Annotated in this window: 17 protein-coding genes and 1 tRNA gene; 13 read left to right on the top strand and 5 right to left on the bottom strand. The window is 69.8% G+C overall.

The genetic code is table 11. From position 1 onward, the window contains the following. Positions 1-10: 10 nt before the first annotated feature. Positions 11-256 (bottom strand): hypothetical protein, encoded by a 246-nt coding sequence (locus tag AC4D2C_RS08685; RefSeq protein WP_490914158.1) that lies wholly within the window; start codon positions 254-256, stop codon positions 11-13. Then, positions 253-2,061, bottom strand: coding sequence for a PspC domain-containing protein (locus AC4D2C_RS08680; RefSeq protein WP_490914156.1), 1,809 nt, complete (start codon positions 2,059-2,061; stop codon positions 253-255). The genes AC4D2C_RS08685 and AC4D2C_RS08680 overlap by 4 nt, the downstream gene beginning before the upstream one ends. A gap of 124 nt (positions 2,062-2,185) precedes the next feature. Between AC4D2C_RS08680 and AC4D2C_RS08675 the strand changes: the two genes are divergently transcribed. Beyond that, complete coding sequence (locus tag AC4D2C_RS08675) at positions 2,186-3,706, top strand: ATP-binding protein (RefSeq protein ID WP_490914154.1); 1,521 nt, start codon at positions 2,186-2,188, stop codon at positions 3,704-3,706. A gap of 159 nt (positions 3,707-3,865) precedes the next feature. Further along, positions 3,866-4,546: a LuxR C-terminal-related transcriptional regulator gene (locus AC4D2C_RS08670; RefSeq protein ID WP_490914152.1), complete on the top strand. Its 681-nt coding sequence runs from the start codon at positions 3,866-3,868 to the stop codon at positions 4,544-4,546. 13 nt (positions 4,547-4,559) lie between these two features. Here the strand turns inward: AC4D2C_RS08670 and AC4D2C_RS08665 are convergent, their stop codons facing one another. After that, entirely contained in the window at positions 4,560-5,795 is a 1,236-nt protein-coding gene (locus AC4D2C_RS08665; RefSeq protein WP_490914150.1) for a pyridoxal phosphate-dependent aminotransferase, read from the bottom strand. A 258-nt stretch (positions 5,796-6,053) separates the two neighbouring features. Here AC4D2C_RS08665 and AC4D2C_RS08660 point away from each other — a divergent pair. From AC4D2C_RS08660 to rplL, 8 genes are all read left to right on the top strand, one after another. After that, positions 6,054-6,126, top strand: a tRNA-Trp gene (locus tag AC4D2C_RS08660). A 153-nt stretch (positions 6,127-6,279) separates the two neighbouring features. Then, complete coding sequence (gene secE, locus AC4D2C_RS08655; protein WP_490907344.1) at positions 6,280-6,537, top strand: preprotein translocase subunit SecE; 258 nt, start codon at positions 6,280-6,282, stop codon at positions 6,535-6,537. A gap of 92 nt (positions 6,538-6,629) precedes the next feature. Next, positions 6,630-7,559, top strand: coding sequence for a transcription termination/antitermination protein NusG (nusG, locus tag AC4D2C_RS08650; protein ID WP_490907347.1), 930 nt, complete (start codon positions 6,630-6,632; stop codon positions 7,557-7,559). A gap of 122 nt (positions 7,560-7,681) precedes the next feature. Beyond that, positions 7,682-8,113, top strand: a complete 432-nt coding sequence (rplK, locus tag AC4D2C_RS08645; RefSeq protein ID WP_087030133.1) for a 50S ribosomal protein L11 — start codon at positions 7,682-7,684, stop codon at positions 8,111-8,113. Between the two features lie 147 nt (positions 8,114-8,260). Next, a complete protein-coding gene (rplA, locus tag AC4D2C_RS08640) occupies positions 8,261-8,965 on the top strand; it encodes a 50S ribosomal protein L1 (RefSeq protein ID WP_104050973.1) in 705 nt (234 codons plus the stop codon). Between the two features lie 103 nt (positions 8,966-9,068). After that, on the top strand, positions 9,069-10,175 hold the full coding sequence (locus AC4D2C_RS08635) for a GNAT family N-acetyltransferase (protein WP_490914148.1): 1,107 nt from the start codon (positions 9,069-9,071) through the stop codon (positions 10,173-10,175). A gap of 286 nt (positions 10,176-10,461) precedes the next feature. After that, positions 10,462-11,076 carry a 50S ribosomal protein L10 gene (gene rplJ, locus AC4D2C_RS08630; RefSeq protein WP_490914146.1) on the top strand — a complete coding sequence of 205 codons (615 nt, stop codon included), beginning with the start codon at positions 10,462-10,464 and terminating at the stop codon, positions 11,074-11,076. 57 nt (positions 11,077-11,133) lie between these two features. Beyond that, positions 11,134-11,511, top strand: a complete 378-nt coding sequence (rplL, locus tag AC4D2C_RS08625; RefSeq protein ID WP_334210706.1) for a 50S ribosomal protein L7/L12 — start codon at positions 11,134-11,136, stop codon at positions 11,509-11,511. Positions 11,512-11,643: 132 nt separating this feature from the next. Here the strand turns inward: rplL and AC4D2C_RS08620 are convergent, their stop codons facing one another. Next, positions 11,644-12,843: an acetyl-CoA C-acetyltransferase gene (locus AC4D2C_RS08620; protein WP_490914144.1), complete on the bottom strand. Its 1,200-nt coding sequence runs from the start codon at positions 12,841-12,843 to the stop codon at positions 11,644-11,646. 77 nt (positions 12,844-12,920) lie between these two features. Then, a complete protein-coding gene (idi, locus tag AC4D2C_RS08615) occupies positions 12,921-13,529 on the bottom strand; it encodes an isopentenyl-diphosphate Delta-isomerase (RefSeq protein WP_490914143.1) in 609 nt (202 codons plus the stop codon). Positions 13,530-13,648: 119 nt separating this feature from the next. On the opposite strand from idi, the gene AC4D2C_RS08610 reads away from it, so the two are divergent. Genes AC4D2C_RS08610 through crtI form a run of 3 tightly spaced genes read left to right on the top strand, consistent with a single transcriptional unit; the run spans position 13,649 to position 17,232 of the window. After that, positions 13,649-14,716, top strand: coding sequence for a polyprenyl synthetase family protein (locus tag AC4D2C_RS08610; protein WP_490914141.1), 1,068 nt, complete (start codon positions 13,649-13,651; stop codon positions 14,714-14,716). Next, positions 14,717-15,616, top strand: a complete 900-nt coding sequence (locus AC4D2C_RS08605; RefSeq protein ID WP_490914139.1) for a phytoene/squalene synthase family protein — start codon at positions 14,717-14,719, stop codon at positions 15,614-15,616. Then, positions 15,613-17,232 carry a phytoene desaturase family protein gene (gene crtI, locus AC4D2C_RS08600; RefSeq protein ID WP_490914137.1) on the top strand — a complete coding sequence of 540 codons (1,620 nt, stop codon included), beginning with the start codon at positions 15,613-15,615 and terminating at the stop codon, positions 17,230-17,232. Before AC4D2C_RS08605 ends, crtI begins: the two co-directional genes overlap by 4 nt. Positions 17,233-17,491 lie beyond the last annotated feature (259 nt).

The following is a 17,491-nucleotide window of genomic DNA, read 5'->3' as shown; positions in this document are numbered from 1 at the left end:
TGTGCCGCGGTCAGTAGGTCGGCAGGTCGTCGTCGCGGTCGTCCGGAGTCGGTCGTGTCCGCAGTGACAGGATGCCACCTACCACCAGGGAGAGTCCGACGCCGACCAGCAGGCCGAGGGCCACGATCACCGGGTCGATGGCGAGGGCGACGAACTGGCTGACGAGGAGCAGGACGGCGACGGCGAGGAGCACGGCCCCCCAGACGATCGTGACGACGCGTGCCCGCCTCTTCGGTCGGGTCAGTGAGGTGCTCATGGGGTGTCTCCTGCGGAGGTGCTGGGGCTGGGAACGGGGCTGGGGGTGGGGTCGGCGTCGGCGCCGGCGGTGGTCCTGATCGTCACGTCGCTCAGGGCGCCGCGCACCTCCAGGATGAGGGCGGCGCCGGTCGCGTCGGGGTTCAACTCACTGCTGCTCAACTGCAGTACGCCGCCGTCGCTCTCGAACCGGGGCGACGCGGAGTCGACGATGGAGGGTGCCCCCTGTGCGTCGGCGCTGCCAAGTGCCATCCGGGTGCGCACCTCGACGGGGACGTCCTCGGGGACGATCACGGTGACGTCGCTCGCCAGCGAGTTGACCGGCACGACGACGTCGCGCGCCGGCCTGGGCAGGTCGGCGAGGTCGATCGTCGTCTGGGCCACCAGGACGCTGTACCCGTCGGAGGCCGCCTGCAGCGATGTCGGCGCGGTCCTGGACTCCTGGGCGACGATCCATGCCCCTCCGGCCACGGTGAACGAGGCGATGAGCGCGCCGATCGTCGCAAGGGCTGCCGTCACCCCGACCAGCCCCGAGGTGCGTCCCCGGATGCCGAGCGCCACGACGCCGAGGGCGAGGACGATCGCGGCCGTCGCGAGCGCCACGACGGCCGCATCGGCGACGTCGAGCACGTTCGTGTAGTCGAGCGCGAGGACGATGGCGGCGACCGTCAGGGCACCACCGATGAGGAGCGCCGTGGCGGGTCCGGAGGGGCGGGGCTGACGGTTGTCGATGCTGCGGCCCTTGGTGGGAGGGGTCCTGGTGTCGAGGACCCCTGGTCCAGGGTAGGCCGAGGCGTCGGTCCAGCCCTGGTACGGCTGGTAGGGCTGATACGGCTCGTACGGTTGCGTGTAGTCCCGGGTTCCTGCGACGGCCGTGTCGGGCCGGTACGGCAGGGGGACGGTCCGGTAGGTGTCCTCGTCCTGCGCCATGTCCTGCGCGTCGTTCCCCACGCCTGCGTTCCCGGGACCGTCTGTATCCGCCGGTGTATCGGAAGCGGTACGAGCTGAGGAGCCGGCAGGACCGGTACCGGGGGAGTCCTTGTCGCCGGTGGTGCCGGCCGGATCCCCGATGCCGGTAGGACCCCCGAACCCGGTGGGACTCGTGGATCCGGTGGGACCCGTGGATCCGGTGGGACCCGCAGGACCTCCGAAACCACTCGGACCTCCGAAACCGCTCGGACCCCCGGGAACCGATCCGCCGGTCGGTCCGGTCGGTCCGGTAGGTCCGGGCCCGGAAAAACCAGGTCCGGTGGGTGGCACAGGGCCACCGCCCGGACCGCCGCCGAAGCCCTGGGGGCCGCCGCCCGGCGTCCCTGCAGGAGCCTTGCCGCCACTCGAGCGATTCACGATCCAGTAGACGAAGAGGATGACTGCGCCGATCCAGAACAGGGTCCAGAGGAGCCCGCCGCCCTCCCCCCGAAAGGGGACGTTCGGACCCCACAGCCCGACCGTGACCAGGACCGCCGCGCCGGTCAGCCCGGACGTCCACGATCCGCGGTGGGCCTGCTCCAGGTGGATACGCCCGTCGGGCTCCGGGAGCAGCGCCCAGGCGAGGCCGTAGAGCAGCACGCCGATTCCGCCAAAGACCGCCAGGACGACGATCAGTCCGCGGACGAGGGCCAGGTCCAGACCCGTGCGGCGGGCCACACCGCCGGAGACCCCGCCCAGCCAGCGGTCGGGCGTCCGGGTGATGTCCAGGCTGCGGATCCAGCGGTAGAACGACGACGACGTGGGGTGCCCCGTCGGATGGGATGCGGCCGGTTCTTGCTGCCAGGACGGCCCGCCTGGGTTCGGTGCTGAGGTCATGCCTCCATGCTTCCTCCCGCACCGGGTGCGCGGTATCGGGGCCGACCCTGATTGAACCCTGAGAACGCCCTGATTCCTGTCAGGGAGCGGTCCGCTCAGGGCTTCTGTATGTTGTGATGTTGCTATGAGACCTCCGCTGCTGCGCAGATCCGACGGCGTGATCGCCGGAGTCTGCGCCGGACTCGCGGTGCACCTGGGCATCTCGCCGTCCTGGGTCCGCGTGGGCATGGCAGTCCTGACCCTCGCCTCGGGTGCCGGGATCCTGCTCTATGCCTGGCTCTGGGTCTTCGTCCCCACCGCTGCGGACAAGGCGGCCGAGGCGGGCAGGAAGAGCGGCCCCGCTGCCTTCATGGACCGTGTCGGTGACGGCCCGGGCATAAGACGTCCCGTCGGTACCGGGTTGGCCTATGGGCCCGTCCCTCCGCGCGGCGCTCGCGGTACCCATCCCGGCAGCACAGCCAGCTCGGGCAGCCCGGGCAGCCCGGGCAGCCCACCCGCCCCAGCCGGCTTGGCCGGCTCTGGCGGCTCAGGAAACCCTGGCGGCCCTGGCTCCGTCGGCCGCGGCAACGCGGGCGGCACCGGCGATCCTCAGGGAGCGTCGCCCCGGGGCTCCCTCGCTCCGGTCGGCCCCGGCACCGCGCTTCTCTTCGACGCCGACTCCTGGCGTGACCGCTCCATGAGCGCCGGCCGCCGTGAGATCCTGTTCGGCACCGCCCTGCTGCTGGCCGCGGCCGTACTCGTGGTGCAGCTGCTCGGCGTCCAGGTCAACTGGGGTTTCCTCCTGCCCATCGCCGTCGTGGCGACGGGTGCCGCCCTGGCCTGGGCCCAGCTCGACGAGGTGCGCCGTGCCAGGGTCATGGACCGCGCAGGGGCCGGGCGGGTCGGAGGGACGCTGCGGCTGATCGCGGGCATCGTGCTCGTGGTGGTCGGTGTGCTCGTCGCCCTGTCCAGCAGCGGCTCATGGACTCTGACGGTCGCTACTCTCGTTGCCGTCCTCGCCGTCCTCGCGGGCGTCGGGCTGGTCCTCGCCCCCTGGGGCCTGAAGTTCTGGCGCGATCTCGAGCGGGAACGGGCGGGCCGCGTGCGGGAGACGGAGCGCGCGGAGATCGCGGCCCACCTGCACGACTCCGTCCTGCAGACCCTCGCGCTCATCCAGAACCGCGCCGATTCCGAAACGGACGTGCTGCGCCTGGCCCGTGCGCAGGAGCGCGAACTGCGCCAGTGGCTGTTCGCGGATCCCGCGCGAGATCCGGGCAGCCTCGCCGAGCGCCTGCGCGTCATGGCCGGCGAGATCGAGGACCTGTACGGCCACCCGGTCGCCGTCGTCGCGGTGGGGGACGCCGCCCTCGGGCCCGCGGAGGACGCCCTGGCGCAGGCGGCACGGGAGGCCATGCTGAACGCGGCGAAGCACGCGGGCGTCGCTGTGTCCGTCTACCTCGAGGCGGGCACCGACGCCGTCGAGGTCTTCGTCCGGGACCGCGGCCCCGGGTTCGACCCTGCGTCCGTCCCCGGGGACCGCCTCGGGATCCGCGAATCGATCCACAGCCGGATGGCCCGTCATGGCGGGTCCTCGGACCTGCGCAGCGACGAGGACGGCACCGAGGTGCGGCTCAGGTTGCCTACCGCCGTCCGCCGCAGTGCCTGATCCGTCCGTCCCACCCGCCGAGGGGCGTTCGTCTAGGCTGGCGGCAGCACGGGCGCGGAGGTACCGCGGTCCGCACGCACGACAAACCATGCAGACGGACCACGCACGTCAGGTCAGGCATGACGGACGGCCGGCAGGACGGCCAGGGGAAGGACAGCGATGAACAGCGACGACCCGCTGACGGAAGCGGCGATGCCCGGGACGGTGTCGGTGGTGATCGTCGACGACCACGGCATCTTCCGCTCCGGCCTCAGGGCGGCGCTCGGTCCGGTGATCCGCGTACTCGGCGAGGCCGCCACGGTCGAGGAGGCCGAAGCCGTCATCACCGCTACGGCGCCCGACGTCGTCCTCCTCGACGTGCACCTGCCCGGGGGCGGGGGAGGCGGCGGGGCGGAGGTCATCCACCGCTGCGCCCGGCGCGGAACCACGTCGCGGTTCCTCGCCCTCAGCGTCTCGGACTCCGCCGAGGACGTCGTCGCCGTCATCAGGGCCGGCGCTCGCGGCTATGTCACCAAGACCATCTCCGGTCCGGAGATCACCGACGCGGTGCAGCGCATCGCCTCGGGCGACGCCGTGTTCTCACCGCGCCTCGCCGGGTTCGTGCTCGATGCGTTCGGGACCGCGTCGGTCGCCGTCGACGACGAGCTCGACCGCCTCTCGGCCCGCGAGCTCGAGGTCATGCGGCTCATCGCCCGCGGATACAGCTACAAGGAGACAGCCAAGGAGCTCTTCATCTCCGTGAAGACCGTGGAGACCCACGTGTCCGCGGTGCTGAGGAAGCTCCAGCTGTCCTCGCGACACGAACTCACGCGCTGGGCAACGGAGCGCAAGCTGCTCTGAGCCCGCGCCCGGACTAGTGCGCCGAGCCGAGGAACTCCTGGAGACGGGCGACGCCGGTCGCGAGGTCCTCGTCCCCCAGGGCGTAGGACAGCCGCAGGTACCCGCTCGGTCCGAACGCCTCACCGGGCACGACGGCGACCTCGACCTTCTCGAGGATCAGCGTCGCGAGCTCCGCGGAGGTCGTCGGGGTGGCACCGTCGAAGCTGCGGCCGAGCAGTGCGCGCACGTCCGCGTAGGCGTAGAAGGCGCCGTGCGGCGTGGGGCACTCGACGCCCTCGATCTCGTTCAGTGCGGACACCATCGCCCGGCGACGGCGGTCGAAGGCCACCTTCATCTCGTCGACGGCCGTCAGCGGTCCCGAGACCGCTGCGAGCGCCGCCATCTGAGGGACGTTGGACACGTTCGACGTCGCGTGCGACTGCAGGTTCGTGGCCGCCTTCACGAGGTCCTTCGGGCCCACCATCCAGCCGACACGCCAACCGGTCATCGCGTAGGTCTTCGCGACGCCGTTGAGGACGACCACCTTGTCGCCGAGCGACGGGGCAGCCGTCGCGATCGACGTGAACGGCACGCCGTCGTAGGTCAGGTGCTCGTAGATCTCGTCCGTCACGACCCAGAGCCCGCGCGCCGCGGCCCACTCCCCGATCTCCCGGACCGCGTCGGCACCGTACACGGCCCCGGTGGGATTCGACGGCGAGACGAACAGCAGCACCTTCGTGCGCGGCGTCAGGGCGGCCTCGAGCTGGTCCACGGTCGCGAGGTAGCCCTGCTCCGGGCCTGCGAACACCTCGACGGGTACGCCGCCGGCCAGCCGGATGGCCTCCGGGTAGGTGGTCCAGAACGGTGTGGGCACGAGGACCTCGTCGCCCGGATCCAGCAGGCCCGCGAAGGACTCGTAGACCGCTTGCTTGCCGCCGTTCGTCACGAGGACCTGGGCGGGATCCACCGCGTAGCCGGAATCGCGCAGGGTCTTCTCGGCGATCGCCTGCTTGAGCTCCGGGAGGCCGCCGGCCGGGGAGTAGCGGTGGAACCTCGGCTGCCGTGCGGCCGCGATCGCCGCCTCCACGATGTAGTCCGGCGTGGGGAAGTCCGGCTCGCCCGCGCCGAATCCGATGACCGGCCGCCCCGCGGCCTTCAGTGCCTTGGCCTTCGCGTCGACCGCCAGCGTCGCCGACTCCGCGATCGAATCGATCCGCCGGGAGATCCGGGGAAGTGCTGCGCGGAGTGAGTCGTCGGTCGTCGCGTTCATCGGGTCCCGTTCCGTGAGGGTCTCTTGTCAGGCTCCAGCTTAGGCGCTGGGGCCCGGACGGCCCCGATCGGGGGCCCGGCGGTGGCGCAGCGCATCGCACGGGAACCGCGGCGACGAGGCTTCCGGGCATCGGCCCGGCGGCCCGGTTCGACGTTCTGCCGGTGAATGCGTAGACTTGACCCTCGGTGTTGAAACACCATGCTGGTTCGTGCCCTCGCGGGGACCTCCGGAGTGGAAGCAGTACGTGTTCAAAGCCAAAGGGTAGTGGCGCAATTGGTAGCGCAGCGGTCTCCAAAACCGCAGGTTGCAGGTTCGAGTCCTGTCTGCCCTGCGCGTGGCCTTCGCGGAAAGCTCGCGAAGGCACGGCAGAAACAGATCACGAAGCCCCGGCGCAGGCACAGGCCCCGCGCGGCGGTAAACATGATCAGCTGGGGGCGCCACTGGTGGTCCGGCTGGAACACCACACAGATTGATGAGGTTGACGGTGACCGATACGGCTGCGAGCAGCTCCAAGGGAAGCCCTGCCGAGAAGAAGGCTCCCCGACGCGGGTTCTTCGGACGCATCATGCTGTTCATCCGCCAGGTGCTCGCGGAACTCGGGAAGGTCGTCACGCCCACCCGCCGGGAACTGGTCAGGTTCACCATCACCGTCCTCGTCTTCGTGGTCATCATGATGCTCATCGTGACCGCCCTGGACCTCCTGTTCGGGGCCGGCGCGGTCTGGGTCTTCGGCGACAACTGACCCCGACCGCAGGAATGCACGCTCCGTTACGGCTGTTGACGTGTCGGGTCGATTACAGGCAAGCAAGACAACTCTCGAAAGCAGGCGGCTAGGTGTCCGAGCAAGAACTCGAACGGCAGATCACTCCCGAAGATGGTCTGGAGAACGAGGAGTACGGAGCGGGGGCGGACGCGTCCGACCTCGACGTGCCTGCTGAGGACTCCGACGCGCAGCCCTCCGCCACGGACGTCTCCGCCGAGGACGGACTCCTCGCGGACGACGTCGAGGCCGACGAGTCCGATGCCGCTGACGCCGACATCGAGTCCGACGCCGCTGACGCCGACATCGAGGCCACGGCCACGGATGCCGTCGACGAGGCCGCAGGCTCCATCGACGAGGCAGCCGCCTCGGAGGGCGACGACGCCCCCGCCGAGGAGGCCCCCGACCCGGTGGCCGACTTCAAGGCCAAGCTCCGACGCCAGGAGGGTGACTGGTACGTCATCCACTCCTACGCCGGGTACGAGAACCGCGTGAAGGCGAACCTCGAGACCCGCATCCAGACCCTGGACATGGAGGATTACATCTTCGAGATCCAGGTGCCCATGGAAGAGGTCGTGGAGATCAAGAACACCACGCGGAAGATCGTCAACCGCGTGCGTATCCCCGGCTACGTCCTCGTCCGGATGGATCTCACCGACGAGTCCTGGGGCGCGGTGCGCCACACCCCGGGCGTCACCGGCTTCGTGGGCAACGCCCACAACCCCGTCCCGCTGAGCCTGAACGAGGTGTTCTCGATGCTCGAGCACACCATCGTGCACACCGACGCGGAGTCGGGCAAGCCGGTCCAGCCGCAGTTCACCCCGGCCACCGTCAACTTCGAGGTCGGCGAGTCCGTCACCGTCAACGAGGGTCCCTTCGAGACCCTCCCGGCGACCATCTCCGAGATCAAGCACGAGTCGCAGCAGCTCGTCGTGCTCGTCTCGATCTTCGAGCGCGAGACCCCGGTCACGCTCTCCTACAACCAGGTCACCAAGATCCAGTAAAGCTTCGGCGCCTCCCGGCTTGCTTGGCCGGGGAGTACCGTCAGGCCGTCACGCCAGAACGGCCACCACCCCGCAGGACGCTCCTGTCCGGCGGGAACGCAATGCAAGAGAAGGACCCTTTCATGGCCCCCAAGAAAAAGGTCACCGGCCTCATCAAGCTGCAGATCAACGCAGGCGCCGCCAACCCGGCTCCTCCGATCGGTCCCGCGCTTGGCCAGCACGGTGTCAACATCATGGAATTCTGCAAGGCGTACAACGCCGCGACGGAGTCCCAGCGCGGAAACGTCATCCCCGTGGAGATCACGGTGTACGAGGACCGCTCGTTCACCTTCATCACCAAGACCCCTCCGGCAGCCGAGCTGATCAAGAAGGCAGCCGGCGTCGCCAAGGGTTCGGGCACGCCCCACACGGTGAAGGTCGCGAAGCTGACCAACGCCCAGGTCGAGGAGATCGCCACCATGAAGATGGAAGACCTCAACGCCAACGACGTGCAGGCAGCAGCGAAGATCATCGCCGGCACCGCCCGCTCCATGGGCATCACGGTCGAGGGCTGACAGCCCCCACCACCCGCCCGTGTCCGGTACCGCCGGACGAGGGCACACCACCATTTCACAGCACGACGCCGCCGCCCCGCGGGACTGTCGTGAGTGGCAGGGCCCAGCGCGGTCCGATGACCACGACTGCATAAGGAGAACAAGCAGATGGCACAGCGCAGCAAAGCATACAAGGGAGCTGCCGCGAAGATCGAGGCGGACAAGCAGTACGCCCCCCTCGAAGCGGTAGTCCTCGCGAAGGAGACCAACCCTTCGACGTTCGACGCCACGGTCGAGGTGTCCTTCCGTCTCGGAGTGGACCCCCGCAAGGCGGACCAGATGGTCCGCGGCACCGTGAACCTCCCCCACGGCACCGGCAAGACCGCCCGTGTCCTGGTCTTCGCGACCGGTGACCGGGCCGAGGCCGCCATCGCGGCCGGCGCCGACTTCGTCGGTTCGGACGACATGATCGAGAAGGTCTCCGGCGGCTGGACCGATTTCGACGCCGCGGTCGCCACCCCTGACCTCATGGGCAAGGTGGGCCGCCTCGGAAAGATCCTCGGCCCCCGCAACCTGATGCCGAACCCGAAGACCGGAACGGTCACGGCGGACGTCGCCAAGGCTGTCACCGACATCAAGGGCGGCAAGATCGACTTCCGTGTCGACAAGCACTCGAACCTCCACTTCATCATCGGCAAGGTCTCCTTCGACGAGCAGAAGCTGGGCGAGAACTACGCCGCGGCGCTCGAGGAGATCCTCCGCCTGAAGCCCTCGGCTTCCAAGGGCCGCTACATCCAGAAGGCCACCGTGTCCACGACCTTCGGTCCCGGCATCTCCGTCGACCCGAACGTCACCAAGGTCTTCGCCGTCTAGGCAGACCTCCCGATGAAGCCCCGCGGCCCGTGCCGCGGGGCTTTTTCGTGCCAGTCCGCCCTACTGGTTGGGATAACCCAATCAGTGCGCCTATGCTGGGCGGATGACCATCACGATCGACGAACTCCCGATCCCGGCGACCCTCGACGCACCCGGGGGCAGGGACTTCGCGCTGAGCGCCGCCGTCAGCAACGAGGTGGAACGGGCCCTGTGGGGTCACGACGACTTCCTGCTGGACCTCCGGGAACGCCTCACCATGATGCAGCCCACGCCGGACCGCGAACGCGTCCTCGGGATCGCCCGGGAGCACGGGCACATCGTTGCGAACGCCCGCCTCAGCATCCCGCAGCGCGACAATCTGCGGACGGCCTATCTCCAGATCGAGGTGCTGGCCTCGCACAGGCGGCGGGGTACGGCCACCGCGCTGCTCGCCTTCATGGAGCAGCAGGCGGCGTTCCGCGGCAGGAGCATCATCATGTCCTGGAGCGATGCGCGCGCCGACCGGCAGGATGCACGGGACGGACGGATGCTCGCCCCGCCGACCGGTGCCGGCAGCTTCCCAGCCGACGACGCCTCGGCGGTCCTCGCCCTGCGCAGGGGATTCGAGCTGGTCCAGGTCGATCGGCAGAGCGTCCTCGACCTGGACCTGCTGCGACAGGACCCGGACGGACCGGGCAGCCTGGGGGCGCATGAGTCCGCGGCCGCTGCGGCAGGGTCGGGCGAGTACACGCTTCTCGGCTGGACGGACCGCTGTCCGGAGGACCTGATCGGGGACTATGCGCTCCTGCGGCAGCGGATGAGCACCGATCCTCCCCTCGGCGGGTTCGTCCAGGAGGAGGAGTTGTGGGACGTCGGGCGCATCCGCCGGGAGGAGGAGACATCCCTCGCCGGCGGTGCATCGAGCCTCGTCTGCGCGGTACGGCACGCCGCCACGGGACGGCTGGTGGGGCACACCATCCTCGAGCGCTTCGGGGCGAGACCGGCCGTGGTGTACCAGGAGGACACGCTCGTGCTGGAGGAGCACCGCGGGCACCGGCTCGGCATGTGGCTGAAAGCGGTCAATCTCCGGCGCACCCTCGACGAGTGGCCGGACGCTCGGCGCGTCTACACGTGGAACGCCGAGGAGAACACCTTCATGCTCGCCGTCAACGTGGCACTCGGCTTCCGGCCGTCCGGCCGCACCGCCGGCTGGCAGAAGGTCCTGTCCTAGCGGGGGAGTGGGCCGGCCGTCCGATTTGGCCGGCCCGCCCGCGTCGCGTACGCTGGAAGGACCAAAGACCGTCGGTCGATCCTCCTCCGCTTCCACCCGGTGCATCCGTGCGCCGATCGGAAAAAGGATCAGGATCCGAAAGTTCCCGTCAGGGACGGCCTACGCAGGTGATACGAAGCTCCTCTCCACCGGCCCCGCGCCCGTGTCGAGCAAGGCCCCGTGCATCTGCGCGGGGCGTTTTTTATTGGGAGTTGGAAAGCCGGCGCATATCCCCGGAAGGAGGGTTATGGCAACGCCAACAAAGGTTTCTGCAGTGGATGAGATCGCCACCGATTTCAAGGATTCCACCGCCGCTGTCCTGACCGAATACCGCGGGCTCACCGTCGCTCAGCTCAAGGACCTGCGTCGTGCCCTCGGCAACGACAACAAGTTCTCCGTCGTCAAGAACACCCTGACCGGCATCGCGGCGAAGGAGGCGGGCATCGACGCGTTCGACGGCCAGCTGTCCGGACCCACCGCGATCGCCTTCATCAAGGGTGACGCCGTCGCTGCAGCCAAGAGCCTCACGGATTTCGCGAAAGCCAACCCGAAGCTCGTCATCAAGACCGGAATCTTCGAGGGCAAGGCCCTCAACGCCTCCGAGGTCATCGCCCTGGCGGCCCTCGAGTCGCGTGAGCTCCAGCTGGCCCGTGTGGCAGGTGTCCTCAAGGCACCGATGTCCGCCCTGGCCCGCACGGTCGACGCACTGCGCGTCAAGCTCGAGGAGGAAGGCGGCGCTGCACCTGCAGCCGACGCCGGCGCTCCTGCAGCCGAGGAGGCCGCTGCTCCCGCAGAGGCCGTCACGGAGGCTCCCGCCGCGGATGCTCCCACCGAGGAAGCCGCAGCAACCGAAGCGAACTAGTTTCGCTTCGCCCCACACACTGAAGGTGCTTGCACCACTAAAGGAAGGACGCCTCCCATGGCGAAGCTCACCAACGAAGAGCTCATCGAAGCTTTCAAGGAACTGTCCATCATTGAACTCTCGGACTTCGTGAAGCTGTTCGAGGAGACCTTCGATGTCACCGCTGCTGCCGTTGCAGTCGCAGGCCCCGCCGGTGGCGGCGCCGAGTCCGTCGAAGAGGAGCAGACCGCGTTCGACGTCGTCCTCGAGGCTGCCGGTGACAAGAAGATCGCAGTGATCAAGGAAGTTCGCGCGCTCACCTCGCTCGGCCTCAAGGAAGCCAAGGACGTTGTCGACAGCGCCCCCAAGGCCGTCCTCGAGGGCGTCACCAAGGAAGCCGCAGACAAGGCCAAGGAGGCCCTCGAGGCCGCCGGCGCCACCGTCACCCTCAAGTAACACCCCTGCACCCGCGGCCGGCAGACGCCGGACCGCCGCAGGACGAAAGAGCCCCGCTTCTCGCGAAGCGGGGCTCTTTCTTCGTTTCCCGGGGTGGGGACGGGCGTCGTCGCCTCCGCGGGGCGGGGACGGTCAGCGCCAGAGCAGGAGCGCCTCGCCCTGCCCGCCGCCGCCGCACAGGCTCACGGCCGACTTCCCGCTCCCGCGCCGCGCCAGTTCCAGGGCGGCGTGGAGGGCCAGGCGCGCGCCGGACGCGCCGATCGGGTGTCCGAGGGCGATCGCGCCACCGTGGATGTTGCACTTCTCCAGCGGGTAGTCGAGATCCTTGAGCGACTGGACGGCCACCGATCCGAAGGCCTCGTTGATCTCGATGAAATCGAGTTCCCCGGTCGTCCAGCCGGCACGGTCCAGGGCCTGCCGGATCGCGGCCGAGGGCTGGGAGTGGAGGGTGTTGTCCGGGCCTGCGACCTGCCCGGGCCGCCCGACGACGGCGAGGACGGTGAGCCCGGCCTCCTCGGCGTAGGACCGCGTGGTGACGACGAGCGCCGCGGCGCCGTCGGACAGGGGCGACGAGTTGCCGGCCGTGATGGCGCCGTCGGGATTGAATGCGGGGCGTAGCGCCGCGAGCGACTCGACGGTGGTCGTCGGGCGGATGCCCTCGTCGGTGGTGAGGACGACGTCGCCGCCCTTCCGCCGGCGCACGGTGACGGGGACGATCTCCTCGGCGAGGATACCGCCGTCGGTCGCGTCCGCGGCACGGCGGTGGGAGGCCGCCGCGACCTCGTCCTGCGCTGCACGGGGGATCTCGAGGCGGACGTTCCCGCGCTCCGTCGAGGCTCCCATCGACTCGTCGTCGAAGGCATCGGTCAGGCCGTCGTGGGCCACGGAGTCGAGAGCCTGCAGGGAGCCGTAGGTCCAGCCCTGCCGGGAGCCCGGCAGCAGGTGGGGACCGTGCGTCATCGACTCCTGCCCGCCGGCCACGACCACGCGGGCCTCACCGCTGCGGATGAGGCGGGCGGCGTCGATCACCGCCGTCAGACCGGAGAGGCAGACCTTGTTCAGGGTGACGGCGGGGACGTTCCACGGGATGCCGGCCTTCACGGCCGACTGCCGTGCGGGGTTCTGGCCGCAGCCCGCCTGCACCACGTGCCCCATGATGACGGTGTCGACGGTGCCTGCGTCGACGCCCGCGCGGTCCAGCGCCGCCGTGATCGCGAGCGCGCCGAGCTCGACGGCGGTGAAGGAGGCGAGCTGTCCGTTGAGGCGCCCGAGGGGTGTGCGGGCACCTCCGACGAGGACGACGTCGTCGGGGGTCGGCGTGGGTGTCGCCATGGTGGGACTCTCTTTCATCGTTGAAATGGTGCCGCTCCAAGCGTAGGCGCTGCGGCGGGCCGGACCCGCCTCCGGGGTCAGGCGGACGCGCGCGGGCCCGGTCCGTCGGCGCCCTGCGGGTAGAGCAGGGGGAGCTGCAGCGTGAGCCAGGGACTGAAGGCCCAGGGTGTCGCCGTGACCGCGCGGACGAGCTGCGGGGCGTCCACCCACTGGAAGTCCATGACCTCCTCGGGCAGGGGATCCACGGCGCCGTCCGCGACGGCGGTGTAGACGGGGCAGATCTCGTTCTCGACGATGCCCGACGCATCGACCGCGCGGTACCGGAAATCGGGCACGGCCGGCCGGATGTCCCGGATGGTGAAGCCCAGCTCCTGCGCCGCGCGGCGGTTCACCGCGTCCTCGAAGGCCTCCCCGGGCGCGGGATGCCCGCAGAAGGAGTTGGTCCACACGCCGGGCCAGGCCTTCTTGGACAGGGCGCGGCGGGTCACGAGGATGCGGCCCCGATCGTCGAACACGTGCGTGGAGAAGGCCAGGTGCAGGGGCGTCTCGAGCGTGTGGACGGTCGACTTCTCGTGCGTCCCCAGCGGCGTGCCGTCCTCGGCGAGCAGCACCACGAGCTCGGTCTCCGGGCCCGTCCGCCCCGTGGCTGCCGCGTCCTGCCGCGTGGTTCCTGCTTCGCTCGCCATCGTGGCACCCTTTATTCGCTGATGATCCGGCCGGCGGGTCCGCCACTGCCGGGCAGCCCGTCCGGCTGCCTGCGCCCCGCATTTCGTCAGGGGCACCCTATCCGTTGTTTACTTTACCTATGGACATGGACACCTTGCTGGTCGAGCCCGCCGGGCTCGAGCAGGTCGAGGATGCCCTCGGGCGGTTCTTCGAGGAGTCCAAGGTCCGCGCGGCGAAGATCGGCCCCGGCTACCACACGCTGTGGGAGACCCTCGAGCGATGCACCGCCGGCGGCAAGCGGTTCCGCCCCCGCATGGTCATGTCCGCCTACCAGATGCTCGGCGGCCGCGACCTCGAGAACGCCGCCGAACTGGGCGCGGCCTTCGAACTGCTGCACACCGCGCTGATCGTGCACGACGACGTGATCGACCGGGACTTCGTCCGCCGCGGCATCCCGAACGTCTCCGGCCACTACCGCAGCGTCGCCGAGGGCGCAGGCATGTCGCCTGACGGTGCACGCCATGTCGGGCTCTCGGCGGGTGTGATCGCGGGCGATCTCGCCCTGTCCAACGCCTACCGGCTGCTCGAGCGCGTCGAGGCGCCGGCCGTCACGCGGCGCCGCCTCGGGACCATCCTCGACGAGGCGGTCTTCGCTTCGGCCGCGGGAGAGTTCCTCGACATCGAGTCCTCGCTCGATCCCGCCATGCCCCCGCTCGAGGACATCGTCCAGATGGCGCGCCTCAAGACCTCGGTGTACTCCTTCGAGGGACCGCTGCAGGCCGGCGCCGTCCTCGCGGAGGCGGACGAGGAGGTGATCGTGCGGCTCGGCGAGTTCGGCCGCGACGCCGGCATCGCCTACCAGATCGCCGACGACCTGCTGGGCGTGTTCGGCAACGAGACGCGCACCGGGAAGACCAACTGGGGCGACCTGCGGGAGGGCAAGCGGACGGCGCTGATGTCCTTCGTCGCGGCACGCCCGGAGTGGGACAGGATCTCCTCGCTGGTCGGCAGTCCCGGCATGTCCGCAGCCGATGCCGACTACGTCCGTCGTGTCCTCGTCGACAGCGGCGCCAAGGACTACTCCGCCGGCCTCGCCGCGGACTACGCCTCCCGGGCCCGGACCCACCTCGAGTCCGGCGCGGTGCCGCCGGCGCTGCGGACCGCCCTCGAGCCCGTGGTCACCGCCGTCGTGGACCGGGTGCGCTGAGTGGGTATCGACGACTCGCTCGCGCGCTACACCGCGGCCGCCTATCGGACGTCGGCCGAGGTGATCCGCTGCTACTCGACGTCGTTCGGGATGGCCGCGCGCACCCTCGACCGCAGCACACGGGCGCATATCGAGGCGGTGTACGCACTCGTCCGGGTGGCCGACGAGATCGTCGACGGCGCCGCTGCGGGGGCGGGGATCCCGCCCCCCGACGTGGAGCGGCTCCTCGACGACCTCGAACGCGAGACCGGTCGGGCGATCGCGACGGGCTACAGCGCCAACCTCGTGGTGCACGCCTTCGCGGCCACCGCGAGGAGCACGGGGATCGGCACGGACCTGACGCGGCCCTTCTTCGCCTCGATGCGCGCGGACATCACGCAGCGCGAGCACACGCAGGAGTCCTTCGACCTGTACGTGTACGGGTCCGCGGAGGTCGTGGGGCTCATGTGCCTGCGCGTCTTCCTCGTCGGACGACCCGTGACCCCGGCGGAGGACGCCGTCCTCGTGGACGGCGCACGGCACCTCGGCGCCGCCTTCCAGAAGATCAACTTCCTGCGGGACCTCGCCGAGGATTTCTCGACCCTCGGTCGCAGCTACTTCCCCGGCGTGCGCCCCGGCAGCTTCGGCGAGGCCGACAAGATGCGGTTGCTGGACGACATCGACGCGGACCTGCGGATCTCCGCCGCGGCACTGCCCGGCCTGCCCGCGGCGCCGCGCCGCGCCGTCGCCCTCGCGCAGGGGCTGTTCACCGAACTCGCGGCCAGGCTCCGGCGCACCCCGGCCGACGAACTGCTCCGCGCACGCGTCCGGGTCCCCAACCCGGTGAAGTTCCGCATCCTGGCGAAAGCCTTCACCGGTCGCGCGATACCGGAAGCCACCGCGCAGGAGAGGACGGCATGACCGCACAGCAGAGCGAGCGTCACCGGGTAGGTGCACAGGACGTCGTCGTCATCGGTGGCGGGATCGGCGGCCTGGCGACGTCGGCACTGCTGGCGCGGGAGGGCCACCGCGTCACGCTGCTCGAGAAGCGCGACCAGGTGGGCGGGCGCGCTGGGTCCTGGGAGCAGGACGGCTTCCGCTTCGACACCGGCCCGTCCTGGTACCTGATGCCCGAGGTCATCGACCACTTCTTCAGGCTCATGGGCACGAGCGCCGCCGAGCAGCTGGACCTCGTGAAGCTCGACCCCGGCTACCGCGTGATGTTCGAGGCCGGGGGAGCCGTCGACGTCCCCGCGGACCGCGAGGCCGTCACGAAGCTCTTCGAGTCCCTCGAGGCGGGAGCGGGGGAGCAGCTCTCGCACTACCTCGACTCGGCCGAGGACGCCTACGAGATCGCCAAGAAGCGCTTCCTCTACTCCACCTACCAGTCGTTCCTGCCATTCCTGCGGCCCGATGTGCTGAAGCGTCTGCCGCGCATCGGCTCGCTGCTGCTGCAGCCCCTGCAGTCCTTCGTGGAGAAGCGCTTCACCGACCCCCGCATCCGGCAGATCCTCGGCTACCCGGCCGTGTTCCTCGGGAGCTCGCCCTTCGACGCCCCGAGCATGTACCACCTGATGAGCCACCTCGACCTCGACGACGGCGTGCTCTACCCGATGGGCGGTTTCACCACCCTCATCGAGGCCATGCGCCGCGTGGCCGTGGCGGCCGGCGTGCAGATCCGCACGGGCGCCGACGTCGTCGCGATCGACACCACGCCGCGGGGGACTGGACGCTCCCCGCTCGACCGGCAGGCGGCGAGCGTGCGGGCGGTCACCTACCGCACCGACGGCACCACGACGTCGATCGACGCCGATATCGTCGTCTCCGCCGCGGACCTCCACCACACCGAGACCACGCTGCTGCCGGCCGACCTGCAGACGTATCCCGAGAAGTACTGGGAGAAGCGCGTCCCGGGACCGAGCGCGCTCCTGCTGTACCTGGGTGTCCGGGGCGGGCTGCCGCAACTCGAGCACCACACGCTCCTGTTCACCACCGACTGGCGCGACAACTTCGGCCGGATCTTCGGCAAGGAGACCTCCGTGCCCTCGCCGGCGTCGCTGTACGTCTGCCGCCCCAGCGCCACCGACGACTCCGTGGCGCCGGAGGGCCACGAGAACGTCTTCGTCCTGGTGCCCATCCCTGCCGACGTCACCATCGGCAGGGGCGGACTGGCCCGCGGGGGAGACGCGCGCGTGGAGGAGATCGCCGACGCCGTGATCAGGCAGATCTCCACCTGGGCAGGCATCCCCGACCTCGCGGAGCGCATCGTGGTGCGGCGCAGCTACGGCCCGCAGGACTTCGCGGACGACCTCAACGCCTGGCGCGGAACGTCCCTCGGCCCGGCGCACATCCTGAAGCAGAGTGCGTTCTTCCGAGGCTCGAACCGGAGCGCGAAGGTCGAGAACCTGTTCTACGCGGGCAGCTCCACCGTGCCGGGGATCGGCATCCCGATGTGCCTGATAAGTGCGGAACTGATCGTCAAGCGGTTGCGCGGCGACACGAGCACCGGGCCGCTCCCGGAGCCCGCAGCGGGGTAGGACGGGGCGCCCGGCTTGACGCATGCGGGGGAGAGGCGCTATTGGACTTTACGCTACTGATGCCGTAGTGTAGGTCTTTGCGTCTTCCCTCTAATCGTGGTTGTTTCAAAAGCGGTAGCCTTCATATAGCGGTGGGCTTAGCTCTGCTCTCGTCGTTTAACCTGGCCCCGCGGTCGGGAAGCACGCGGGCAGACCCGGTAAGCACTGAGATCCCCGCAGCATACTGCGGTGGCGGTGCTGAGGCGAAAACGCTGACAAG

The organism is Arthrobacter sp. TJ-240, assembly GCF_058269195.1.
Note: the sequence above shows the minus strand (reverse complement) of the source record. Positions and strands in the feature narration are given on the sequence as shown.